A 24,837-nucleotide genomic window follows, 5' to 3' on the forward strand; every position below is an offset into this window, starting at 1 on the left:
CCAGGCCTACGTGCACGCCCCGAAACCCAGCGGTTCTCACCCCAGAGCCGCCGGCCCTCGAGCGACCTCGCTTCGCCCCTCCACGCAACGCACCCGACAGGAGAGTCCGCACCTCCATGGCCACCCACATTCGCGTCCACCCCGAGGTCCGCGCCGAGCACGATCTCCTCGGTGACCGGGACGTCCCCGCCGATGCCTACTACGGCATCCACACCCTGCGCGCAGTGGAGAACTTCCCCATCACCGGCACCCCCATCTCGGCCTACCCGGACCTCGTCACCGCCCTCGCCTGCGTCAAACAGGCAGCGGCCCTGGCCAACCGGGACCTCGGCCTGCTGGACCGCCGTAAAGCAGACGCGATCGTGAACGCCTGCGAGGAGATCCGCGCCGGGAAGCTCCACCGCGAGTTCGTGGTCGACGTGATCCAGGGCGGCGCGGGCACCTCGACCAACATGAACGCCAACGAGGTCGTCGCCAACCGCGCCCTGGAGCTTCTCGGTCACCACAAGGGCGAGTACGCAAACCTTCACCCGCTCGAGGACGTCAACGCGGGACAGAGCACCAACGATGTCTACCCGACCGCCGTCAAGATCGCCCTGGACTTCACCGCCCAGCACCTGCTGGACGCCATGGAGGTCCTCCGCTGCGCCTTTGCCGCAAAGGCACAGGAGTTCGCGGACGTCCTCAAGATGGGCCGCACGCAGCTGCAGGACGCCGTACCCATGACCCTCGGCCAGGAATTCGCCACATACGCCGTCATGCTGGAGGAGGACCACAAGCGCCTCACCGAGGCACGTGAGTTGATCCGCGAGATCAACCTCGGCGGCACCGCCATCGGCACCGGACTCAACGCCCACCCCGAGTACGCGGCGCTGGCCTGCCGACATCTGCGCACCATCACCGGGCTTCCGCTGATGGTCGCCGACGACCTCGTCGAAGCCACCCAGGACGCCGGAGCGTTCGTACAACTGTCGGGAGTGCTGAAGCGGGTCGCCGTCAAGCTCTCCAAGATCTGCAACGATCTGCGGCTGCTCTCCTGCGGACCGCGCGCCGGCTTCGCCGAGATCAACCTGCCGCCCGTGCAAGCCGGTTCCAGCATCATGCCCGGCAAGGTGAACCCCGTCGTCCCCGAGGTGGTCAACCAGATCGCGTTCGAGGTCATCGGCAACGACATGGCAGTGACCATGGCCGCCGAGGCAGGCCAGCTCCAGCTCAACGCCTTCGAACCCGTCATCGCCCACAGTCTGCTGAAGAGTCTGACCCACCTGCGCGCCGGCTGTCAGACCCTCGCCGAACGCTGCGTCACCGGCGTCACCGCCAACCGGGAGCACCTCGCCCACCTCGTCGCCCACTCCATCGGCCTGGCGACCGCGCTGAACCCGCACATCGGCTACGAGCAGGCCACCGCCGTCGCCCAGGAGGCTCTCAGGACCGGCCGGAGCGTCCATGAACTCGTCCTCGACAAGGGGCTGCTGACCAAGGACGAGCTTCAGCTCATCCTGCGCCCGGACAATCTCGCCCGTCCGCACGCCGCAACGGTGGGTGCGGTGGCGCTCTGACCGTTCGCGGCGGCCTCCGGCACGGCCGCGCCCAGGTCGGAGGCGCAGCAGCCCCGAGTACGGGTGAGGCCGAGGTGCGGCGGCGACAGCTCGGGCCCTGTTCGGCGAGCGACTCGGCGAGCCGACAAGGTGCGTGCGTGCGGGTCCGCAGGACGGTGATGGCCTCCTCGGTACGGCCGTGTTCGGCTGAGCACCGCCCCATGCCCGGGCAGTCCGGCGGACCGCCCGGAAATATGCCCGAGCACGGCAGAGAACGCCCCCGTAACGGCCATTGGCGCAGGCATGGGCGACCGCGTGCACCGGGTCGCCAGTGATGCCTTTCCCTCTCTCGCCCGAACCGGCTGGAGACGTGCTCACGGCATCTCGCCATGCCGCCTGAGCTGGGCTTTCATAGGGACCGGCCCCTATGATTTCCCCCTCGCGAAAGGGGACCTGATGGACCGGAACATACGCACGGTCGATGACGTACTGAAGCTTCTGGACAGCCTTCTCGCTCCGGAAGCCGACCGCTGGACGGCCGACGGGGCCACCTGGTGGGACGGTTTTTACACCGACCGCTCCAAGCCGGTTCCGTTCTTCGTGGCGAAACCGGACGAGAGCCTTGCCTCGTACCTCGACCGAAGCCTGTTCGCCCCGGGCCGAGTTCTCGACCTGGGCTGCGGTCCGGGCCGTAACGCCCTTCACCTGGCCTCCCTGGGTTTCCAGGTGGACGCCGTCGACCTCTCCCCGACGGCCATCGCGTGGGCCGAGGACCGAGCCCGCGAGGCCGGGGCGGACATCAGGTTCCATTGCGGCGACGCCTTCACACTCACCGCAAGCGAGCTGGGCGGCCCGTACGACCTGATCTACGATTCGGGCTGCTTCCACCACCTGCCGCCCCATCGCCGTATCAGCTACCTCACGCTGCTCGAACGCGCTCTCGCCCCTGGCGGCCATCTCGCCCTGACATGCTTCGCGGCCGGAGAGATGGGCTCCGAACTCTCCGACGCGGCCTTCTACCGCACCTCCCACCTCCACGGTGGACTCGCCTACACGCCGGAGTCCTTGCGCTGGATCTTCTCCGACCTGACGGAGATCGAACTTCGCCGCATGCACGACGAGCCGCCGGGGTCCCCGTACTTCGGTGAATCGTTCCTCTGGACGGCCCTGTTCCGCCGGGACACCAAGACGGTGTCCGGCGGTCCGCACCCGAAGCCGTGACCGGTCGTGGCAACCACTGCCTGACCGATGAGACGGTGTCAGGGGGCCGGTACCCCTGGTACTAATGCCGATGTCGGCAGAGGCGCCGGCAGTGGTGAGCCGTGTCGGCCGCGCACTCGAGCGCTCGTCACGGACACACGGTCGGGGCGACATGACGCTGCGATATCCGGTCGCCTTCGAGCTCGGGTATGAGTAGGTTCCGTGTCTTCGACCCACAACCGCAGGGACGGACCTGGACAGCGAGTGGGCCGCGATGTCCGGCCAGGATCGAGGCAGGGCGTCTCGTTTCATGACCCCGCGTAAATGCCTCCGGGCTGGGACGACGAACCTTGTCGAAGGGTTCTGTCGGTCCAGCGAAGACACTTGCCCGAGATCGCCCCGGACAGAGAGGCCCACCGCGTGCACCCACCGATCGACGACCCGGCAGTCCCCCCGATGGTTCATGTCCCCGGTGGCGCCGTGGACCTTCGAGACGACCGACGCGGCACTCGCTGGCGGGCTGAGATCGCTCCTTTCCTGTTCGGCCGGTATCCCGTCACGACACACCTCCACCGTGCCGTCACGGACATGGATCTCAACCCCTCTGCGAGTGGCGCCTCGCCCGTGACGAACGTCAGCTGGCTCGACGCGATCGACCTGTGCAATCGAATATCGGCCCGGTCCGGGCTGAGCCCGGCCTACTCCCGCGACGCAGAGAGTGGGGAAGTGACCTGTGACTGGGCGTCCAACGGGTATCGCCTGCCGACCGAGGCGGAGTGGCAGTACGCCTGCAAGGCAGGTACAAGCGGCTACCGGTACGGGGGGATCGACGACATCGCCTGGTACGCGGACAATTCCGGAGGCGGGGTCCACGACGTGGGTGGCAAGGCACCCAACCCGTGGGGGCTGTACGACATGCTGGGCAACGTCTGGGAGTGGTGCTGGGATCTCTACGACGAGGAGACCTACGGCTCCTACCGCATCTTCCGCGGTGGAGGCTGGGCTGAGTCGATGCGGGGCTGCGGAGCCTCCGTGCGCCGCCGCAGTCACCCCTCGTTCGCCATCGACGACCTCGGCTTCCGACTCGCTCGAACCGTGTCGGCAGGCGCACCGAATGACGGGGTTGGCAAGGTGCTCTGACAGGCCGAAGGGCGGGGCGCCTGTCCGGCGCCCCGCCCTCTGGGCTGCGTACGGTCAGCTCTTGTCGGGCCGCTCGGTCGCCCGAAGTGTGTTGAGCAGGGGCTTTCCGTATCCGCCGCGAGCCGCGAAGCGTACGTTCAGGACCCCGTCGGTGACGGTGACCGTGTATGTGCGCGACAGCGCGGTGTAGGTGCCGACCTCCAGCGCGATGTCGAGGGCCGGCAGCACCTGGGTGCCCTCGGCCAGCACATCGAAGACGCGCTTGTTGGGCCGTGTCGAGGACAGCTCGGCGAAGCCGAGTTCCACCGTGTAGACGCCGTTGGGCACATTGTCGAAGCGATACTCGTACATGCCCTCACGGGCACTGCGGTACAGCTTCTGCTCGTCCGTGCCTGTGATCGTGCGGCTGGTGGACTTGGTTCCGGAGTTGCCCTGGTAGCCGTACGACCCGGCGGTGTACTTGCGGTCCGGGGACCACGCGTCGCCCGCACTGTCCACTTGGCCGCCGTTCGCGCCCGTGTCGAGGGCGATCTGGTAGCGGGGCACCACGACCTTCACCGGCACGTTGAGGACCGGGCTGCGGCCGCTCACCGAGGTGATCTTCAGGTCGGCTGTCAGGACCGCACCGGGCTGCGCACCGGTAGTGTCGACGGTGACGGTGACCGGCACCTTCGACCCGGTCGGCAGTTCGCCGCTCGTCGGGGTCGCCGTCAGCCACTCCGCGTCCTCGGCCACCGTGAATGCTGTGCCGAAACCGGGATTGGTCAGGTCGACCGTACGTGTCCGCTTCTGCTGCGGCGGGGCGACGATCTCCAGCGACGGCCGGGAGGCCGTGACCTTGCCGGTCTTCAGGGACTGCGTGACGGTAGCGACATCGCCCGCCGTCACCTGCACGGTGCTCTGAGCGGGCTGGTACGCGGGGGCGGCCACCGTCACCGCATGCTCACCGGACGGGCTCTGGACCACATACCTGCCGTCGGCGGCCGTCGTGGCTCTCACCTCGAAGTCCCCTGAGCCGATCGTGACTGTGGCACCTGCCACGCCGTTGCCGTCGTTGGCGTCGAGTACCCGGCCGGCGACCACACCGCTCCTGGTGGTGCGGAAGGCCACCGACAGTCCGTCGCGGAGCACGGCAGTGTTGAAGGAGTAGCGGAAGGCGTCGCTGCCCATGGCGTTCTCCACGCCGATCGTGGCACTGGAGCCGGCCCTCAGACCGGTGCCGGTGGTGTCCTTGTAGTGGTACGACACCTGTCCGTCCTCGCTGATCACGGCGGAGAAGGAGAACGTGTCGGCCTGCGCGGACCAGTGGGACACCTCGCGCCACTCGATGACGAAGGAGCGGTGGGGCGCGGAGCCGGTGACGGCGGTGAAGACACCCGAGCCGCTACCGGCCGCGCCGACCACCAGGTCGTCCCAGAACGGGTACAGCGCCGCGTTGGGTGTACTCGCGCTCGGGATGTCACCGTTGATGTCGCCGGTGTGCGCGCCACCGAAGCTCACGGTGCCGTTCGTGCCGACGTACGCCGTGCCGTACGTCTTGCCGTACAGCGGCACGGAGAACGGAAGATCGACACGTTCGGTGGTGTTGTCTCCGGTCAGCGCGAGCTGCCGGTCGCCGGACACGTAGGTTCGGTCCGCCGCGGCGCACGCGTAGCCGTAGCTGTCGGTGCGATCGGGCAGAGTCACGGTCGCCGTGGTGTCGTCGGCCAGCGTCACACGGGTGGTGCCGGGGGTGACGCAGCGGGACGAGTGGGTCGCCCGGACGTCGTACGTGCCGAGCGGCAGGGTTACCTCGAAGCGGCCCTGCGCGTCGGCGGTAGCGGTGACCGGGGTGTCCGCGATCGTCACGGCCGCACCGGCGGCGGGACCCGCCGACGAGGAGACGGTGCCCGTGAGTTTCGCCGAGGGCGCCTGGGTCAGCGTGAAGTGGCTGGTGACGGTGGTCCCGTCGGTGACGGCCACGTTCGCGGACTCCTGCCCGTACCCGAACTTTCCTGCCGTCAGCGTGTAGTCGCCGACCGACAGTGCCGGGAAGCTGTAACTGCCGTCCGTGGCCGTCGTGGTCGTACGGTCCGTGGGCCCGTCGGCGGTGACCTTGGCTCCGGCGACCGGTGCCCCGCCGGAGCTGACCGTGCCGGCGAGCGCGCCGACCGCGCCGCGGGGTGCGGCCCGGACCGCCGCGAGCGCATCGAGCCGGCCCTCACCGAAGACGTTGTTGTCGGCCGCGGTGCCGCCGCAGCTTGTGTTGTCGGTGTCGACGGCGGTGCCGTCCAGGAGGGCCTCGGTCTGGGCGACGTCCCCTTCGAGAGCGGGCGCGGCGGACCACATCAGCGCCACGGTTGCGGCGGTGTGCGGAGAGGCCATCGACGTACCGGAGAACGACCCGTATCCGCCGTTGCGGACGGAGGAGCGGACGTTGACTCCAGGGGCGGCGATGTTCGGCTTGACCGTGCCGCCGGGGCCCGCACCGCGCGAGGAGAACGACGCGATCGCGTTGTTGATGTCGAACGCGCCGGAGCTGTACGAGGCCGCGTAGTCACCGGGGGAACCGCTGGTGGCGCAGGCGGGGCCGGAGTTGCCGTTGGAGAAGGCCGGGAAGATGCCCGCTGCGCGCCATGCGTCGACGATCTGCTGGTACCAGTCGTCGTGCACCGAGCTGCCCCATGAATTGTTCACGATGTGCGGGGCGAGATCGGGGCGCGGGTTCTGGCCGCCCAGATCCGTGGGCGCGACGATCCACTGGCCGGAGGCAAGCAGGGATGCCTCCGAGCAGGAGCTTGTCTCGCAGCCCTTGGCGGCGATCCACTTGGCGCCTGGGGCGACACCGATCTTGTTGGCGCCACCGTCGTCCCCGACCATCGTGCCCATGGTGTGGGTGCCATGGTCGTTGTTGTCACAGGGCGCAGCGCTCGCGCATATTCCGCCCGGGTCGAACCAGTTGTAGTTGTGGTCGTACGCGCCCCCGGCGCCGAGGCCACGGTACTGCTGACGTACGGCGGGGTGCTGGTGGTCCACACCGCTGTCGATGTTGGCGACGACGATGCCCTCGCCGCGTACGCCCAACTGCTCCCAGACCTGAGGGGCCTTGATGCGGTCGATGTTCCACTCGACGGCGTCCGCGGCCGCCTCGCGGTCACCCGCGGCGGGCTTGGGGATGCTCACCTTGTCGTCGGCATCGATACGCGCGACCTCGGGCCGCTGCGCGAGGGATCCGGCGAGCTTCTCGGTGCCGACGACCCGTACGGCGTTGACGATCCAGTACGAGGTGTACTCCGCCTTGACCCCGTCCAGCGCCTTGATCAACTCGGACTGGGTACGCGCGGCATGCTCCGTCTTCGCCCGGTAGACGGCCTCGGCCTTGCCTGCCCGGCTCTTCTGCCGCCCGGCGGCGTCCAGGTCGGCGGCGCTGTCGAGGTAGACCCAGAAGGCGGCTTTGCCGTCGTCGAGTTGGGCCCGCAGTTCGGGTTCGATCTTCCGCTCGGCAGGGCTCAGGACGGGGGGAGGTTCGGGTGCGGCGGCTGCGACCCCCGAGCCGAGGGGTAAGAGCAGGATCGAGGTCAGGGATGCCAGCGCCGCGCGTAACGGTCTGTTCCGTCGTGCCACGTAGTCACCTCATGCGTCGTGTGCAGAAAGGACAGTGGATGTGTGTGCGCCGTGAGGTCCTTGTGAGCTACCTGTGAGGCACGCGCAATGGTGGGCCACTATCATGCCCATTACAAGAGCACGTCGGCTTCCAGCGGTCCGCAGTGGTCGAACGGTCCATCGGCCGCGGCCACGCAATGCCCCCTCGGCCTCCCGAGCACACGGCTCGCCCGCCGGAGCCTTCGGTCGCACGACCCGGCAAGCTGTCCGCGCCAGGGGACGGAAAGCGATCCGGACCAGGCCGGCGGCGCAGTCTGCGGCGCCGAGGCTGCCCAGCAGAGCGAGTGGCCGGATGCTACGCCTGCCGCTCCCGGCCACGTCGGCACTACAGGGTGCGGACTGCGCCCACCGACCGATGAAAGCGGGATAAAGCAGGCGTAGGCTGGGCAGAACGCCGTATTGCACCGCATGAGTCATGGAGGCGGCGCATGACCGACCCTTGGGGCTTCCTCCGCACTCCCCGTCGGCCCGTCCCGGCGCGCCCCGTCGAGGAACGGCTGAGCGACTGGCACGAGGTCTACGCCGGGCAGGCCCTGCTGCCGCTCGTGTCCGAGCAGGCGAGGCGCTGCATGGACTGCGGCATACCGTTCTGTCACAGCGCCTGTCCGCTGGGGAATCTCATCCCCGAGTGGAACGCATACGCGGCGCACGGCGACTGGCGGGCCGCGGCCGAGCGGCTGCACGCGACGAACAACTTCCCCGAGTTCACCGGGCGACTGTGCCCGGCGCCGTGCGAGGACGGCTGCGTACTGACCATCAATGCCGACCCGGTGACGATCAAGAACGTGGAGCAGGCCATAGCCGACCAGGCCTGGGAGCGGGGGTACGCGCCACCGCAACCGCCGCAGCGGCTCAGCGGGAAGACGGTCGCCGTCATCGGCTCCGGACCCGCGGGGCTGGCAGCGGCGCAACAGCTCACCCGTATCGGCCACACCGTCGCCGTCTACGAGCGCGCCGACCGCATCGGCGGACTCCTGCGCTACGGCATCCCCGAGTTCAAGATGGAGAAGCGGTACCTGAACCGCCGTATCGATCAGATGCGGGCGGAGGGCACCAAGTTCCGCACGGGTGTGGACGTCGGCAGCGATCTCGACGCCGCCGAGCTGGCAATGCTGCACGACGCGGTGGTCATCGCCGTCGGAGCCATGGAGCAGCGGGAGCTCCCCGTCCCCGGCCGCGACCTCTACGGCATCCATAAGGCCATGGACTACCTGACCCTCTCCAACCGGGTCAGGGAGGGCGACTACGCCTCGCCCCCCGTGACCGCCGAGGGCAAGCACGTGGTGATCGTCGGTGGCGGGGACACCGGCTCGGACTGTCTCGGCACCGCTCTGCGTCAGGGCGCGGCCTCCGTCGTGCAGCTGGACATCAACCCGGAACCGGGCGACGACCGGCCTGACACCGAGCCCTGGCCCACGTATCCGAAGGTCTACCGGATCTCCCATGCCCATGAAGAGGCCCGGGGCCGGGAGGGCTCGGATCCGAGGGTCTTCTCCTCCGCCACCCTGCGTTTCGAAGGGGGCCCGGGCGGTGACGTGCGCGCGCTGCACCTGACGGAAGTGGAGCCCGAGGCCAGAAGGCCGCTGCCGAACACCGAACGGGTGATCCCGGCGGAGCTGGTCCTGCTGGCCCTCGGCTTCTCCGGTCCCGAACGGGGCTCCGGTCTGATGCAGCAGCTCGGGCTCATACTGGACGACCGGGGAAATTTTGCGCGGGACGCCGCCTTCGCGGCCGAAACCACGGAGCCGGCCGAGCGGCCGGCCCGCCCCAGGACGGACGGGGTCTTCGTCGCGGGCGACGCGGGACGCGGCCAGTCCCTTGTGGTGTGGGCCATCGCCGAGGGACGGGCCGCCGCGGCGGCCACGGACCGCTATCTGACCGGCTCCACCGAGCTCCCGGCCCCCATCGCCCCCAAGGACCGGCCGCTGGCGGCGTGAGCCCCCGCCCGGGGCAGCCGTGCCTGGTCGATCTCGTGCGCGCCGTCCCAGCAGGTGACGGCGCAGGATGAGACCACGCCTCCGAAGTGCCGTGGACACCGCGCGACGGGATGTCCCGATGGTGCCTGGATCCACCGATCAGCAGGAGGCCCGTTCGGGAGCGGGCTGTGGCCCCACCTGCGTGCCGGCAAAGAGTTGATCATCATCGTGGCCTGGCTCCACCGGATGGCTGCGAGTCTCGGGACCACCGATGCGGATCCGAAAGGCGCGGTCTGCATCCGAGCCGAACTGATACAGGCTCAGGAAGGGCGTCTCGAGGCATCGTCGCCGCTCTCGGCCCGCTCCGTGCGCGCCAGGCGGACGCCGATGCCGGGTTGGCCCGCCCGGCAGCACGTCGTGCAGCCTCCCCACAGGCACGGCCGACGCCACAGCGGGAAATGGGCTCGCCCCCTCACGTCTCCATCCCTACGATCAACGGACCGGGACTGCGCAGTCCCGCAGGATGCGGAGCCGTGGCAGAGCGGCCTATTGCACTCGGCGCGCGGGAGGTTCACCGCGCGCCGACTGATGGGGTCGGGGCGAACCTGCCCTGGCACCGTCCGTGGGTTCGAATCCCACCGGCACCGCATCCGACCACCCACCCATCCCGCCGGGCGCCCTCCTCCCCCGAGCCGCGACGGGCCCCTCGGGACTCCCCGAGGGACTCCGCAACCTTTCGAGGGGTGGGACCCGTCTCCATATGCCGAGGGCGGGGACGGACTGTCGTAGGCAGCCGCTAGCGTCGGATGACACAACGAGGGGTGGAACAAGCAGTGATGACGAAGACCAGGCGGCACCTGTACGCATCCACGGCCGTAGCGGCGGCTGTTGTATCGATGGCTTCCTGCAGTGGATCGGGAGGTACCAAGGGCCCCGATCACAACGACCGCGGCGGCGCAGTGGTGCAGACCGACCCCATAGCCGCGCTGCGCAGCGTGCAGGAGAAGACCAGGGGTGCGGACTCGGCACGCGTCGAGGGCACCACGGTGATGGGTGATGTGATGTCGATGAAGCAGTCAGGGACCATCGACTGGTCCGACGGGCTCACCGGCACCATCGAGATCACCTACACCGGCGGCACCATGGCGGACAGCATGAAGCAGGCCGGCGTGGACGACGCGATGGAGGCCCGGTACTTCAAGGACGGCTACGTCGTGAACATGGGCGCTGCCGCCGCCCAGCAGTCGGGTGGCAGGCAGTGGATCCGGTACGCCTATGACGACCTGGCCGAGCTCGGCGGCCCGGCCGGGGACGTGATGAAGGACCAGATGCAGAACACCACTCCTGACCAGGGGGTGAAGTCTCTGCTGGCTTCGGGTGACGTGAAGAAGGTCGGTCAGGAGGATGTGCGCGGTGTCTCTGCCACACACTACTCGGGAACGATCGATGTGGCCGAGCTGAGTGCGAGGACCAGCGCTCTGGACGCCGACCAGCTCGCGAAGCTCAAGAAGCAGCTCGGCGACGCCGGTATCACCACCGAACAGGTCGACATCTGGGTCGACGACAACGACCTGCTGGTGAAGAAGGTCGAGCGGGGCGAGATGAAGACAGGTGAGTTCAACTCGACCGTCTTCTACAGCGGCTACGGGACCAAGGTCTCGGTGGAAAGGCCCCCGGCCACCGACACAGTCGACTTCACGGAGCTGATCAAGAAGCAGGCAGGCTCGTCATAGGTCCTCACGCCGTCCGCCGGCGACGGTGAGGGTGAGCCCACCGTAGAGCTGTCCCAGCGCCGGGCCTGAGACAGCGGGTGATTCGGATGGGGCAATGCGGGCGGGCGGCGCGGAGACACTCGGACGAGCTCCGAGGCGGACGCGCAACCTGCCCGCACCTTCGCGGGGCGTCACGCGCCGGCTGAGGGTCCAGGCGCGGTGCCGGTGCCCGTGCCGCCGACTGTGCGGGGACCGCTCAGTGTCCCGCGAGGAGCTTCACAGCCACGACCGCCAAGCCGATCGCAGTGTCGAAAAGACCCGAGATCAGTGCACTCAGTGGTCCGTTGCCCATCCGCAGGCCGGTCCGCCAGCCCCACAGGAACAGAGTGGCCACTTCCACGCCGGCGCTGACCATCAGAGCGGTCTCCAGACCCATCACGCCCAGCGCCGACATGCCGATCAGCACCAGTGGCCCTACGGCGGTCAACAGCAGCGGACTGGAGACGTGCAGCGCTGTCAGGACTTCCCTCCGGTTCGCACTGCGCCCGCTCACCGCCCGGTGCGACTGCTCATCCGCGACCAGCGTGGCCAGCCAGACCCCCAGCGCCGTCACGGTCACGGTGAGCGCTGCTTCGGAGTGATCGGGCGCGGCTGTCTCGGCGAGGGCCACCACGACAGCGGTCAACGTGATGGTCGCGTAGATCCGTTCCTTGAGCCGGGCGGCCGCAGTGTCGCCCGCGCGGGCTGCCGTGGCGGCAACACCCTGCCCGAGGGCGGCCGGGTCCGGAACCGGTGCCGTCACGCTGACACAGGGTCAGGCCGGTCAGCCTCGCTGCCGGCCAGGATCGCGGTCATACTTGCGTCCTTCCCCTTCGAGGCCATCACGCCCTGAAATACACCGTCTTGCGGCAGATGGTAGCCGCTTGAGCTGCCCGCCACGGCGGGGGCACGGGATGTCGCTCACAGGAATCCGCCCGGCAACCGACAGTCGGCAGCTGCTCGGGCAGTGCACCTGGGGCAGCCGTTCGAGTCCGGTGAGGACGATCACATCCTGGGCGCGGACATGGGTGTTCTCGCTCAGGAAGGGAGGCAGGCGAGCAGATACGGGTGAGGGCCGGGGCCGGCCGGCGCGGCCAGGACGAGGCGTACCGGGCTCATCGCCTCCGTCGCGGAGACGGACCCGGACGAGGCCCGTGTTCGGTAAGCAGAGCATGGGCCATGGGGCCCCTCGGCTCGGGCGACGTTTGTCGGGGATCCCGGTGGTCAGCGATTCGGGGTGCCCGCGCTGGTGTCGTGTGGTCAGCAGCCCATCCTCTGGATGCGAGGATGTCTTCATGAATCCCGACGTGTATTTCGACATCACCATCGACGGCGAGCCGGCGGGCCGGATCGTCTTCACGCTGTTCGACGACGTGGTCCCCAAGACCGCGAAGAACTTCCGCGAGCTTGCCACGGGTGAGCACGGCTTCGGATACGAAGGCTCCAGCTTCCACCGTGTGATCCCTGACTTCATGCTCCAGGGCGGTGACTTCACCGCCGGTAACGGAACCGGTGGCAAGAGCATCTACGGTGAGAAGTTCGCCGACGAGAACTTCCAGCTCAAGCACACCAAGCCCGGCCAGCTGTCCATGGCCAACGCGGGCCCGAACACCAACGGCTCGCAGTTCTTCATCACCACCATCGTCACCGACTGGCTCGACAACAAGCACGTCGTCTTCGGCGAGGTCGTCGAAGGCATGGACGTCGTCAAGAAGATCGAGGCCCTGGGCTCGCGCAGCGGTACCCCCAGCGCCCGCGTCCGGATCGAGAAGTCCGGCACCGTCGACGCGTAGACGTGCACGCGGCGGTTGCGTTCTCGCAGCCGTCCTGGACAGACCGTTCACCGGACGGATCCCGCGCTGCTTCGGGTCAACCGCCTGAAGCCGCGCGGGATCGCCGCCTTCTGCCCGGCCGATCCTGCAGGGCCGAGCAGGTGAAGCGGGAGCTGTTCGGCGCGGGAAAGCCCGTCGTGGCGCTGAGCGTCGGACGCGGCGACCCCTCGGCGCCCGGGCATCCGTGACAGGGCATCAGTCGCCGAGTGGTCCAGGGACAGGAACACATCTCGGTGTGGTGCCCTGCGGGAGGTCTTCATGCCGGGTACCACATTGTTTGGGGCACCGGAGCAGGTGAGGGCCCAGGGCAGAGGCGGCACCGGGGGTCGAGGGTGGGCGCTGGTGCGGTCCTGGGCGGCGGCAGTGGCCCTGTTGGCCGGCCTGACCGTCCCGATCGTTGGCGCCGCGCCCGCCGCCGCGACAACCGGAACGTACGCCTACGTCGCCAACCGTGACGCGGACACGGTGTCGGTGCTCGACACCGCCACCCACACCGTGACCGACACTGTCGGCGTCGGCGCAGGACCGACCGGCGTGGCAATCACCCTGGTGGAGCACGAGCCGACCGCGAGCCGGCTGACTCTGAGGGCGAAGAAGCGACACTCCAAGGGCTCCCGGGGCGACCGGCCCATCACGCTGATCGCCCGGCTGAGCGCCGATGGCCGGCTCGGCGCGGCACGAAGGCCCCTGGAAGGCGCGACCGTCACCTTCACCAGCAACACCGCCTCGCCGGTCACACTGTGCACCGCCACCACCGACGGCCAGGGCAGGGCCGGCTGCACGGTTCCCGGCGAGGGTTCCAACGACACCTGTTACACCGCCACCTTCGCCGGCGACAACACCTTCCTGGCCTCCACCGCCACCCTCTGCCGCTGCTCCCGCAAGAATTCCGGCAACGGCAGGGACGATCCGTGGTCAATGCTGCGAACCGCCAAGGGGCCGCCCGCGGCCCGGCACTGTCGCAGGAACTGAGCTGCTCGACAGACAGGCGACAGAAGGCGAACCCGAGGGCGGGTTCGCACAGCCTTGCGTCGAGCGGCAGGATGGCCGAATGCGCACCGACCGATCTCGACTCACCGACGCCGTTCTCTCCGCACTGTTCCTGACCGCCGGAGTGGCCATCGCCGTCTGGGGCATCGGATTCGATGAGCCTCAGGCCGAGTCCGGGACGGCGACGGGCCGGCTGGAAAAGCTCGCTGCCCGGGCCCAGTGCACCCCGACGATTGAGGTGGACGAGGAGAGCCAGCGCCTGGCCAGCTGCAAGACGGGCGACAGCACCTACGTTCTCACCACCTTCGCCACCGTCCGGGGACAGCGCGAGTGGATCAGCGAAACCATCCTCGGTGGTACGTACCTCGTGGGTGACAAATGGGTTGCCTACGGTACGGCCGACATGGTCGCTGCACTGCATGAGCGCCTCGGCGGGAGAGTGGAGTCGGTCGCCTCGTAGCCGGGAACCATGCGCCGCCCCTACGGCAGTGGCTGCTTCGCCTCCTCACCCTCCACCCCAACGGCCACCCCTCCCCCCACGACGACGGCATCGCCCTCCCCCTCCGGCGCCCCCATGCCCACCGCCCTGTTCGGCACAGATCTGCCGTGCGACCGCTGCCGCCATCCGGGTGCACCCGTCCCGACACATGGCTCTGACGGTGATCTGCGGCATCGGCACACATACCGTCGGCGGAGCCGGGTGTTCGACCCGCCCCCGCCGGAGAACCGCCGGATCAGAGAGGCGTGAGGCCGTGTGGAGCGCGTGAACAAGACTCTCCGCCCGCTCCGGCCCGACGTCCGCAGGGCGTCGCGTCGCACCACCGTACGCATGCTCCGGTCATGTGCGGCTCTGCCGCTTCTGGCCGTACTCGCGAGCGCCTGCGGCTCCAACGGGACCGACCACATCACGTTGAACTGGTACAACTTTCCCGACGACTCCGGAGCCCTGGCAAGTGCGGCGAGCAACTGCACCAAGGCCTCGGGCGGCCGTTACAGCATCACGTACCACAAGCTTCCGCGTACTGCGGACGGCCAGCGCCAGCAACTGGTACGACGGCTCGCGGCACGGGACAGCACCGTGGACATCATGGGGCTCGACGTCACGTGGCCCGCAGAGTTCGCCGAGGCCAAGTGGATCCTGCCGTGGACGGGCACCAACCTCCGGCGCGCCACTGAAGACACCCTCAAAGTGCCGCTGCAGACGGCGACTTGGAAGGGCCGGCTGTACGCCGTTCCCTACAACACCAACACCCAGCTGCTCTGGTACCGCGACGACCTCGTGCCCAAGCCGCCCAGAACCTGGGCCGAAATGCTGGGCATGGCACGTGAGCTCGCCCGGCAGGGCAAACCGCACTACGTGGAGATCCAGGGCGCCCAGTACGAGGGGCTGACGGTCTGGTTCAACACGCTTGTCGAGAGCGCAGGCGGCTCCGTCCTCAATGCCCGCGCCACCGCACCTTCGCTCGGTCCGCCCGCCGTCCGAGCAGCCGCGATCATGCGCGACCTGGCCACCTCACCGGCCGCCGACCCGTCCCTTTCCAACCAGATGGAGGACCAGAACCGGCTCGCCATGGAATCGGGCAGTGCCGCCTTCGAGATCAACTATCCGTTCGTCTATCCGTCGATGAAGGCCAACAACCCCACGCTGTTCAAGAACTTCCGCTGGGCGGCCTACCCGCGAGTGGAGTCGGGGCGACCCTCCGAGCCGACCATCGGCGGTATCGACCTCGCCATCGGGGCCTACTCCCGCCACCGCGATCTGGCGTACGAGGCAGCTCTGTGCCTGCGCAACCGGCAGAACCAGACGGCCGCGGCGCTCAAGGGCGGACTTCCGCCCACGCTGCGCTCGCTGTACTCCGACCCGGCCCTGGTCAAGGACTACCCGTTCTCCTCGGAAGTGCTGGCAGCGCTGGAGAGCGCCAGCATCAGGCCCAAGACGCCCGCCTACCAGAACGTGTCCATCGCCATCTCGCACACGCTCTCGCCGCCCTCAGGCATCGAGCCACGCAGCGACGTGCGGCGCATCGGCAGCCAGATCGAGGACGCCCTCGAGTCCAAGGGGCTGATCCCGTGAACCAACCGGCCCCCGCGGCGGAGACCGCGCCGGCCCGGCCTCCGGACAGGGCCAGGGACAAGTCCGAGGGTGCACGGCAGGAGCGGCGACTGGGCTGGCTGCTGTGCGCCCCCGCCGTGGCCGTCATGCTCGCCGTGACGGCGTATCCCATCGGCTATGCGATCTATCTCTCCCTGCAGCGCTACGATCTGCGCTTCCCGAACCAGGCGCGCTTCGTGGGGCTGAGCAACTACGGCGCGGTGCTCTCCTCCGAGTTCTGGTGGGAGGCGTTCTGGGTGACGCTGGTCATCACTGTCACCTCCGTGGCCGTGGAACTCGTCCTCGGTTTCGCGCTGGCCCTGGTCATGCACCGCACGATCTTCGCCCGCGGGACCGTGCGCACAGCGATCCTGATCCCGTACGGGATCGTCACCGTGGTCGCCGCGTACTCCTGGCAGTACGCCTGGACCCCCGGCACCGGATATCTCGTCGCGCTGCTGCCGACCGGTGCCGCCCCGCTGACCGAGCAATGGCCCGCGATCGGACTGATCATCCTGGCCGAGGTGTGGAAGACCACCCCGTTCATGGCACTGCTGCTGCTGGCGGGGCTCGCCCTGGTGCCGGAGGAGACGCTGCGCGCCGCGCAGGTGGACGGCGCCACCGCCTGGCAGCGGTTCGTCCTGGTGACGGTGCCGCTGATGAAACCGGCCATCCTCGTGGCGTTGCTCTTCCGAACCCTGGACGCCTTCCGGGTCTTCGACAACATCTACATCCTGACCTCGGGAGCGCACGGCACCGGTTCGGTGTCGATCCTCGGCTACGACAATCTCTTCACCGCTCTGAACCTCGGCATCGGATCGGCAATCTCCGTACTGATCTTCCTGTGCGTCGGGCTGATCGCCTTCGTCTTCATCAAGATGTTCGGGGCCGCGGCGCCCGGCTCGCAGGAGGGAGGACGCTGATGGCCCGTGCGGGCAAACGGCGTGTGTCGGGCTGGACGGTCGCCAATATCGTGGTGATCGGTTACGCCCTGTTCCCCGTGTGGTGGATCGCAGCCCTCTCGTTCAAGGAACCGAGCACCCTTACGGACGGCAACTTCATCCCGAGCAAGTGGACATGGGACAACTACCGCGGCATTTTCCAGACCTCGGAGTTCACCCGCGCCCTCATCAACTCCATCGGCATCGCGCTGATCGCGACGGTGATCGCAGTGGTTCTGGGGACGATGGCGGCGTACGCGGTGGCCCGGCTGCGCTTCCCCGGCAAACGGTTGCTGATCGGGATGTCCCTGCTGATCGCGATGTTCCCGCCGATCTCGCTGGTGTCCCCGCTGTTCAACATCGAGCGGATCCTGGGCCTCTTCGACACCTGGCCGGGACTCATCATCCCGTACATGACCTTCTCCCTCCCGCTCGCGATCTATACTCTCTCGGCGTTCTTCCGTGAGATTCCCTGGGATCTGGAGAAGGCGGCCAAGGTCGACGGCGCCACCCCCGCCCAGGCGTTCCGGCTGGTGATCGCACCCCTGGCAGCCCCGGGCGTGTTCACGACGGCGATCCTGGTCTTCATCTTCTGCTGGAACGACTTCCTGTTCGCGATCTCCCTGACGTCGACGACCGCGGCACGGACGGTCCCCGCGGCGATCGCGTTCTTCACCGGGAGCAGCCAGTTCGAGCAGCCCACCGGTTCGATCGCCGCCGCGGCGGTCGTGATCACCGTTCCGATCATCGTCTTCGTGCTGCTGTTCCAGCGGCGCATCGTCGCCGGACTCACCTCCGGCGCCGTCAAGGGCTGACCCTCAGCAGCCGGTTGTCAGGACAAGGAGCACCGACCGTGGCCGAGATCGTTCTCGAGGGCATCACCAAGAGGTACCCCGACGGCGCCCTGGCGGTACGGGACGTCAACCTCACAGTCGGCGACGGGGAGTTCGTCATCCTGGTCGGACCCTCCGGGTGCGGCAAGTCCACCACCCTCAACATGATCGCCGGGCTGGAGGACATCACCGAAGGGACCCTGCGCATCGGCGGCCAGGTCGTCAACGACAAGGCCCCCAAGGATCGGGACATCGCCATGGTCTTCCAGAGCTACGCCCTGTACCCGCACATGAGTGTGCGCGAGAACATGGGCTTCGCCCTGCGCCTGGCCAAGGTGGACAAGGCCACGATCCGCAGCAAGGTGGAGGAGGCCGCGCGGATCCTCGCCCTGACGGAGCATCTGGACCGCAAGCCGGCGAACCTCTCGGGCGGCCAGCGCCAACGCGTGGCCATGGGCAGGGCGATCGTCCGAAGTCCCAAGGTGTTCTTGATGGACGAGCCGCTGTCCAACCTTGACGCCAAGCTCCGCGTACAGATGCGCACCCAGATCTCGCGCCTCCAGCAACGCCTTGGCACCACCACCGTTTACGTCACCCACGACCAGACCGAGGCCATGACGCTCGGCGACCGCGTGGTCGTCATGCGCGGTGGCGTCGTCCAGCAGGTCGGCACACCACAGCATCTCTACGACGAGCCACGCAATCTGTTCGTCGCCGGATTCATCGGTTCACCCGCCATGAACTTCCTCCGTACCACGCTGGAAGGGAACATCCTGCACACCTCGATCGGCGACCTCCCCCTCGCCCCTGAGGTGCTTCGGGGTCTCGAACGGCAGAACGCTCCCCGGGACCTCATCGTGGGCCTGCGACCGGAGGCCTTCGAGGACGCCACCCTGGTCGACCCCGGCCGTACAGGGGTCACCTTCACCGCCACTGTGGACGTGGTCGAGTCACTCGGGTCCGATGTGTACGCGTACTTCACGGAGAACGAGTGGCAGCCGACAACAACCTCGGAGCTGGAGGAGCTGGCCGCGGATTCCGGAGCGTCGGACACCGGGACGAGCGAGCACCAGATCGTCACCCGCCTCAGCTCCGCAACCCGCATCCGTGAGGGCAGCCGGGCCGAACTGTGGGTCGACACGTCCAGGATGCACCTCTTCGACCCACGCAGCGGCGCGAACCTCTCGCGCAGGGAGAACACCGACGGCGTATGACGGCCGAGACTCGGTGAGCATGCCGGTTGCACGACGGCCCCGAGCCCGCCGCGTTCCGCGACGGTCAGCAGAATCGGTCGCTGGTCACCTATGCCCTGGACGCCGGCGGACACGACAACGTCACCGCACTGCTCGTCCCCGTCGCGGCAAGCGTGCCCCCTGCGACGTGACCCGCTGCTCCTCCAACGGTCCCGGCGGGCCCGCCTGAACACCTGTGTGGCGCACGGCCGGTGACGGACCACCGATGGGGGGCGCTGCCGGTGGTGACCACCTCGTCGAACAACTCCCTTCGGCGGGGCGGGGCCTACGCCGTCGTCAGCAACCGCCACACGGCCCTCAGATATGATCACAAATACTGATGAGCAGGCGATCGCCGCCCTGCACAGCCTCCCCCGACGCCGCTGCCATGACAGGCGTCGGTTCTCACACTCGAAGGAGCAACACAGCAATGGAAGCCCAGGAGAGCACCGACGTGTGGTTCCGCAGTCACCAATCACTCGAGGAACTGGCGGCCGCGGTCGGCGCGCGGGTGGACATCATTGACGGGGAAAACTACTGGGAGTGGGTGATCGCCGACCTCGCAGACATACAAATCGACATCACGCGCACCCACACCGCGCCGCCCGAGGAGACGGACACCCGGATCTTCCCGTACAGGTACGATCTCTCGTCGTTCCCCCCGCACGTACTTCGTCAGCTCGTCGCCGGTCTTCAGCGCATCGGGATAGACCCGATCTACGTCGGCAAGTGGGTGTACCGGCAAGGCAATGATTTCGACTACGTAGTGCACGAGCGGATCACGGCATCGACACCCCCGCCCCGGAGTTGATCCGGGCGGCCCCCCTCGCCGCCGCTCACGACCAGAGCGAATAGCCCACCGAGGCGGAGGTGTACGCGATGTTCGCACCGCTGGACGGCCGTGAATCACCCGGCCGAGAAGGGTTTGGGTCAGGCCATGGCAGGGGGCTCATCTCTCCGGCACGACCGCGGAGGATGTCCTCGCCCGGCGCGCACCGCCTCCCTCGGCGTCACCGACCACCAGTTCCGGACCGTCGAACGTGCCGCGCATCCGTCGGTCGTGTGTGACGACCACCAGCGTGCCCGGATACCCGGCGAGAGCTGCCTCCAACTCCTCCACCAGCGCCGGGGAGAGATGGTTGGTGGGCTCATCGAGCAGCATGAGGTGGACCGGTTCGGCCACCAGCAGAGCGAGCTCCAGCCTGCGCCGCTGACCGGTGGAAAGTGCCCGTACGGCCCGGGTGAAGTCCCGCTCGTGGAACAGGCCCGTCGCGGACAGCATCTCCGCCCGCTCCTCGCCGTATGCCTGGAGGACCGTGCGCCCGTCGGGTACCGGTTGCGTGCTCTGGCGAAGGAATCCGACCCGTGACGGACGGGTGACCGTGCCCGCGGCCGGAACGAGTTCACCGGCCAGCACCTGGAGCAGGGTCGACTTGCCTGCGCCGTTCGGCCCGGTGACCAGCAGTCGACCGCCCGGCGGTATCTCCAAGCCGTCGAGCGTGAGCCGTCCGGGCACCTCGACGCCCGACAGAGCAACACCACCCGCTGCCTCGCCCTCGATACCGGCCGTGAAGCGCAGCGGCTGCGGAGGCGGCGGCACCGGGTTCGATGTCAGCCGCTGCAGCCTTTCGCGGGCGTTGCGAATACGGCTCATCGCACCGTGGGCGCGCGACCGCGCCCGGAAAGCACCCGCGCCGCTGAACGCCGCCGGCGCTTTCCTCGGGATCGCGGACAAAAGGCCGATGTTGGCGGTGGCCAGCCGCGACTGACGGGCCACGTCGGCACGCCAGTCCTCGTGTGCGCTGATCCAGCGCGCCCGGTCGGCGGCCTTCGCGGCGAGGAAGCCCGCATAGCCGTTGCCATGGCGCCGCACGGTACGCCGGTCCTGGTCCACCTCCAGCACGGTCGAGGTGACCCGCTCGAGGAAGACACGGTCGTGTGTGACGGCGACGACCGTGCCGTGGTGGGCGTGCAGTTGTTCCTCCAGCCAGCCGACGGCCTCGTCGTCGAGGTCGTTGGTGGGCTCGTCGAGCAGCAGCAGTTCGGGCGAGGAGGCAAGGGCAGCGGCGAGCGCGAGCCGGGAACGCCGGCCTCCGGAGAGCGTCCCCAGCCGCCGGTCGAGGTCGAGCGGCTCTCGCTCGCCGAGCCGGCGCAGGGTCATGGCGACCTTGCGGTCCGCGTCGTACCCACCGCGCGCCTCGAACTCGGCAACCAGCCGCGCGTATTCCTCGGCTCCGGCTTCGCCGGCCGTCTGCAGACCCGCCTCGGCCGCACGGATGCGACGCTCGAGGCGGCGCAGACCGGTGAGAGCGAGATCGATCGCGTGGCCGACCCTCGCCGAGCCGGGCAGGTCCAGCCTCTGCGCGAGATGACCGATGCCGCCGGGGGCGACGACGGTGAGTCTGCCGTTGTCGGGCTCCTCCTGCCCGGCGAGCAGTCGCAGGAGCGTGGACTTTCCGGAGCCGTTCTCGCCGACGACGCCGACCTTCTCGCCGGGGCGGAGGGTGAACGAGACGCGGTCGAAAACGATGCGGTCGTCGTAGCGCTTCGTGACGTCGGCGAGAGTGATCTGGGGTACCGCGGTGGTGACCGGGGCGGACGCGACCAGGAACAAGGGCGATTCCCTTCAGTGGACTACCTGAGCATGCGAGACGCACCGTCTCGTCTCGATTGAAAGTAGCACCTCTCACCCGCCTTCGCAAGACGATGCGTCTCGCAAGGTCCGGTCATGGCCGGGGAGCACAGCAGCCCACGGGCGCGGTGCTGAGAATTGCCGCAGGCCGGAGGGGGCCACCGCCGTCGAAGGGCGGGCAGACCGGGGCACGGGCACGCAGTACGCGGGCGACAGCCGCCGCCGGGGTGTGAGGTCGGTGCCACCGTGGCGACGGATCACCGGGCCACCGACGCGACGAGAACACCGTATGGGCAAGGCCCTGTTCTCCGGCCGCCGAGTGACGGCACCCGGTTCAGTCGGCTGAACGGACGGTCTGGGCCTCCAGGGCGGCGCAGAGCCAGTCGTGGGCGGCGCCGGGGGTCGGTTCCGACGGGCCGGACACTTCGGCGGTGAGTTGCCAGTAGTGGTCGATACGGGGATCCGCGACGAGCTGGGCACTGAGACGGTGGCGGAAGGTGGGCGTGTCGCGCATGCCGCATGAGCGGGCATAGGCGGAGACGAAGCAGTCGAGTGCCTCGCCCTCGCGCGGCGGCCGATGGGCCCGCAGTTCCGGCGATGCCAGCGCATACGCCTCGCCGAGACCGTCGTAGAGCACGGCCGGGCGGTAGCCCCCGTCGGACCGGTGTGCTGCGGGCTGGCCGCGATCGGTGCCGACGCAGGGGGCCGAGACGAAGGCATGCAGCCGGGCGAAGGCCAACGCCTGGGCCGGTGTCGGCCCCTCGGGGAGCTGCGGTACGGCCTGTTCGATGATTGCGGAGACCAGTCGGGAAGGGAGCCGTGGGGGCAGCCAGCGCCGCCAGAAGCGTGCCAGCGCGGCCGTGTTCGGCGGGGCGGACATGGCGCCTATCAGGCGCAGCCGCTCGGCGCGTTCCTCGGGGGTGCAGTCCTGGAGCAGGTGGAGGGCGGCCTCCTGCCAGCGCAGAGCGGCCAGCCGCGAGCCGAGCTCCCGCAGCTGCTCGGCGATGACGTCCTCCAGCGCGTCCTCCTGGTCGAGGATCCGGCCCACGTCCGGGACCGGCAGGTCGAGGGTGCGCAGGGAGCGGATCAGGCGGAGACGGTCGAGCGCCTCAGGACCGTACCGGCGGTGGCCGCCGACGCTGCGGACGGCTTCGGGCAGCAGACCGCGGTCCGAGTAGAAGCGGACGGTCTTGACAGTGACGCCCGCGTGCTCGGCGAGCTCTCCGATGCTCAACATTGCGTCAGAGGACACGACTTGAACCTCCCTCAGGGGGAGTTCCTACCGTACCGGCGAGCGGGGACGGCCTGTGCGGCCGGCCCGCGGGCCAAGCGTGCGAGGAGAGGTTCATGACGGCTTTCATTCTGGTGTCGGGTGCCCACACGGGGGGCTGGGTATGGCGGGAGGTGGCCGCCGGGCTGCGGGACTCGGGGGCCGAGGCGTATCCGGTGACGCTCACCGGCATGGGCGAGCGCCGCCATCTGGCGGGGCCCGACACGGACCTGGACACGCATATCCGGGATCTGGTGCAGCTGATCGACCGTCTGGAGGCGCCGGAGGTGGTGATTGTCGGTCACTGCTACGGCATCCACCCGGTGCTCGGCGCCGCCGACCTGCGTCCGGAACGGATCGCCCGGATCGTTTACCTGGACACGGGCATGCCCCAGGACGGCGACCCGGCCGTCAGACTGGTGCCCGACCAGGCGGTCCACGAGCGACTGCTGCACCGGGCCGAGCCGTCCGAGGACCACTGGCGGATCCCCCCGCCGCCGCCCGACGAATGGCAGCGCTGGGGCAGCACCGCCGGCATCCCCGCAGACGCGCTGGCACGGCTGACCCGCCTTGCCGCACCGCAGCCGCTGGGCACGCTCACCCAGCCGCTCCGACTGTCGGGGGCGTTCTCCGAGCTACCGACGACCGGCGTCCTTTGCACCGCCAACGGCTCCAGCATCGCCCTGGTCGAGAACCTGGTGGGACTCGGGGACCCCCGTCTCCAGGCGCTCACCGACCCCCGGGTGAGCTTCTTCGAACTCGACACCGGGCACTGGCCGATGCTCTCCACCCCTGACGAGCTGACCGAGGTACTGCTCCGAGCCGCAGCAGGAGAAGGGCACCGGTTGGCCGCCGCGGGGAGCGAGCAGCCGAAGCATCTCCGGCCGTTCCTCATGGACGTACCGGAGCGGCGCCGCGAGCGGGTGGGGCGGGTCGACCTCTACCTGCCTGATGCCGAGCGCCCTCGTCCGGCGGTGGTGTTCGTCCATGGCGGCCCGGTTCCCCCCGAGGTGCGGCCGACGCCACGCGATTGGCCGGCCCTTGTCGGCTACGGCCAGTACGTGGCGAGTCACGGATTGGTGGGCGTGACGCTGGATCACCGGCTGCATGATCTCGCCGACTACGGGCGTGCTGCCGAGGATGTCGCCGAAGCGGTCGAGCTCGTACGAGCCGATCCGCGCGTCGACGGGGATCGCGTCGCTCTGTGGTTCTTCTCCGGTGGCGGGCTGCTGGCGGCGGACTGGCTCGCGGCGCCACCGCCGTGGCTGCGGTGTGTGGCGGCGACCTATCCCATCCTCGCGCCGCTGCCGAACTGGGGGCTTGCCGATTCCCGCTTCCGCCCTGCGGTCGCGGTGCGTACCGCGGGGCAATTGCCGATCGTGGTGACCCGGGTGGAGCTGGAGCTCGCGGAGATCGCGGTGACGGTCGAGGAATTCCTGGCCGCTGCCAAGGTCTGCGAGGCACATGTCGAGGTGGTCGACGTACCGCTCGGCCACCACGGGTTCGAGACGATCGACCACACCGAGCAGGCGCGCCACGCCGTGGACCGCGCGGTGCTATCGGTACTGGGGCACCTGCGGAGCTGAGACATCCCTCACATGATCATTCTTATCCGCCCGGCACAGCGACCGCACGGAACGTCACGGTGAGGTGACCATCGCACTGACGCGGCATATGGCGGCCCACCCACCCTCACCGAGCGCCCGGGCACCGCCCTCGCTTGTGGCAGGTGGGGGGCCGGTCGTAGGCGGGGCATTCCGCGCAGTGCCGCGACTGTTGGCACTTCCCGTAGCCCGTTGCCCGGCGGACGTGGTCGAAATCTCGTCCT

General features: G+C 68.9%; 19 protein-coding genes. 15 read left to right on the forward strand and 4 right to left on the reverse strand.

The features are described 5' to 3' along the window. The first annotated feature begins 116 nt into the window (after positions 1–116). The 3 genes from aspA to ACFYWI_RS09100 all read left to right on the forward strand — a co-directional run bounded on the left by aspA (position 117) and on the right by ACFYWI_RS09100 (position 3,878). On the forward strand, positions 117–1,559 hold the full coding sequence (aspA, locus tag ACFYWI_RS09090) for an aspartate ammonia-lyase (protein WP_389227566.1): 1,443 nt from the start codon (positions 117–119) through the stop codon (positions 1,557–1,559). A 435-nt stretch (positions 1,560–1,994) separates the two neighbouring features. Next, positions 1,995–2,759 (forward strand): class I SAM-dependent methyltransferase, encoded by a 765-nt coding sequence (locus ACFYWI_RS09095; protein ID WP_389227569.1) that lies wholly within the window; start codon positions 1,995–1,997, stop codon positions 2,757–2,759. Positions 2,760–3,194: 435 nt separating this feature from the next. Continuing rightward, entirely contained in the window at positions 3,195–3,878 is a 684-nt protein-coding gene (locus ACFYWI_RS09100; RefSeq protein WP_389227572.1) for a formylglycine-generating enzyme family protein, read from the forward strand. 54 nt (positions 3,879–3,932) lie between these two features. On the opposite strand, the gene ACFYWI_RS09105 is transcribed toward ACFYWI_RS09100, so the two are convergent. Then, positions 3,933–7,481 (reverse strand): S8 family serine peptidase, encoded by a 3,549-nt coding sequence (locus ACFYWI_RS09105; RefSeq protein WP_389227575.1) that lies wholly within the window; start codon positions 7,479–7,481, stop codon positions 3,933–3,935. A 467-nt stretch (positions 7,482–7,948) separates the two neighbouring features. Between ACFYWI_RS09105 and ACFYWI_RS09110 the strand changes: the two genes are divergently transcribed. Together ACFYWI_RS09110 and ACFYWI_RS09115 are read left to right on the forward strand one after the other, a co-directional pair. Continuing rightward, positions 7,949–9,457: a glutamate synthase subunit beta gene (locus ACFYWI_RS09110; protein ID WP_389227578.1), complete on the forward strand. Its 1,509-nt coding sequence runs from the start codon at positions 7,949–7,951 to the stop codon at positions 9,455–9,457. An 812-nt stretch (positions 9,458–10,269) separates the two neighbouring features. Then, a complete protein-coding gene (locus ACFYWI_RS09115; protein WP_389228314.1) occupies positions 10,270–11,169 on the forward strand; it encodes a hypothetical protein in 900 nt (299 codons plus the stop codon). A 235-nt stretch (positions 11,170–11,404) separates the two neighbouring features. On the opposite strand, the gene ACFYWI_RS09120 is transcribed toward ACFYWI_RS09115, so the two are convergent. After that, a complete protein-coding gene (locus ACFYWI_RS09120; RefSeq protein WP_389227581.1) occupies positions 11,405–11,950 on the reverse strand; it encodes a hypothetical protein in 546 nt (181 codons plus the stop codon). A 532-nt stretch (positions 11,951–12,482) separates the two neighbouring features. Between ACFYWI_RS09120 and ACFYWI_RS09125 the strand changes: the two genes are divergently transcribed. The 9 genes from ACFYWI_RS09125 to ACFYWI_RS09165 all read left to right on the forward strand — a co-directional run bounded on the left by ACFYWI_RS09125 (position 12,483) and on the right by ACFYWI_RS09165 (position 19,918). Then, positions 12,483–12,980, forward strand: a complete 498-nt coding sequence (locus ACFYWI_RS09125) for a peptidylprolyl isomerase (protein WP_389227583.1) — start codon at positions 12,483–12,485, stop codon at positions 12,978–12,980. Between the two features lie 381 nt (positions 12,981–13,361). Then, positions 13,362–13,991: a hypothetical protein gene (locus tag ACFYWI_RS09130; protein WP_389227586.1), complete on the forward strand. Its 630-nt coding sequence runs from the start codon at positions 13,362–13,364 to the stop codon at positions 13,989–13,991. Between the two features lie 79 nt (positions 13,992–14,070). Next, the gene (locus tag ACFYWI_RS09135) at positions 14,071–14,469 is read left to right on the forward strand and encodes a hypothetical protein (RefSeq protein ID WP_389227588.1); all 399 of its coding nucleotides are present in this window, start codon (positions 14,071–14,073) and stop codon (positions 14,467–14,469) included. A 303-nt stretch (positions 14,470–14,772) separates the two neighbouring features. Continuing rightward, positions 14,773–16,083 carry an ABC transporter substrate-binding protein gene (locus tag ACFYWI_RS09140; RefSeq protein ID WP_389227591.1) on the forward strand — a complete coding sequence of 437 codons (1,311 nt, stop codon included), beginning with the start codon at positions 14,773–14,775 and terminating at the stop codon, positions 16,081–16,083. Beyond that, positions 16,080–17,024: a carbohydrate ABC transporter permease gene (locus tag ACFYWI_RS09145; RefSeq protein WP_389227594.1), complete on the forward strand. Its 945-nt coding sequence runs from the start codon at positions 16,080–16,082 to the stop codon at positions 17,022–17,024. The genes ACFYWI_RS09140 and ACFYWI_RS09145 overlap by 4 nt, the downstream gene beginning before the upstream one ends. Next, entirely contained in the window at positions 17,024–17,857 is an 834-nt protein-coding gene (locus tag ACFYWI_RS09150) for a carbohydrate ABC transporter permease (RefSeq protein WP_389227597.1), read from the forward strand. The genes ACFYWI_RS09145 and ACFYWI_RS09150 overlap by 1 nt, the downstream gene beginning before the upstream one ends. A gap of 38 nt (positions 17,858–17,895) precedes the next feature. Beyond that, complete coding sequence (locus ACFYWI_RS09155) at positions 17,896–19,089, forward strand: ABC transporter ATP-binding protein (protein WP_389227600.1); 1,194 nt, start codon at positions 17,896–17,898, stop codon at positions 19,087–19,089. Positions 19,090–19,115: 26 nt separating this feature from the next. Beyond that, complete coding sequence (locus ACFYWI_RS09160) at positions 19,116–19,259, forward strand: hypothetical protein (protein WP_389227603.1); 144 nt, start codon at positions 19,116–19,118, stop codon at positions 19,257–19,259. A 278-nt stretch (positions 19,260–19,537) separates the two neighbouring features. Continuing rightward, positions 19,538–19,918 carry a hypothetical protein gene (locus ACFYWI_RS09165; RefSeq protein WP_389227606.1) on the forward strand — a complete coding sequence of 127 codons (381 nt, stop codon included), beginning with the start codon at positions 19,538–19,540 and terminating at the stop codon, positions 19,916–19,918. A gap of 138 nt (positions 19,919–20,056) precedes the next feature. Here ACFYWI_RS09165 and ACFYWI_RS09170 read toward each other — a convergent pair whose 3' ends face one another. Further along, a complete protein-coding gene (locus ACFYWI_RS09170) occupies positions 20,057–21,715 on the reverse strand; it encodes an ABC-F family ATP-binding cassette domain-containing protein (protein ID WP_389228317.1) in 1,659 nt (552 codons plus the stop codon). A 358-nt stretch (positions 21,716–22,073) separates the two neighbouring features. Next, on the reverse strand, positions 22,074–22,991 hold the full coding sequence (locus tag ACFYWI_RS09175; RefSeq protein WP_389227609.1) for a MerR family transcriptional regulator: 918 nt from the start codon (positions 22,989–22,991) through the stop codon (positions 22,074–22,076). 95 nt (positions 22,992–23,086) lie between these two features. Here ACFYWI_RS09175 and ACFYWI_RS09180 point away from each other — a divergent pair, with 95 nt between their 5' ends. Continuing rightward, on the forward strand, positions 23,087–24,595 hold the full coding sequence (locus ACFYWI_RS09180) for an alpha/beta fold hydrolase (protein WP_389227613.1): 1,509 nt from the start codon (positions 23,087–23,089) through the stop codon (positions 24,593–24,595). Positions 24,596–24,837 lie beyond the last annotated feature (242 nt).

This window comes from Streptomyces sp. NPDC002889 (assembly GCF_042888425.1).
Classification (GTDB): Bacteria; Actinomycetota; Actinomycetes; order Streptomycetales; family Streptomycetaceae; genus Streptomyces.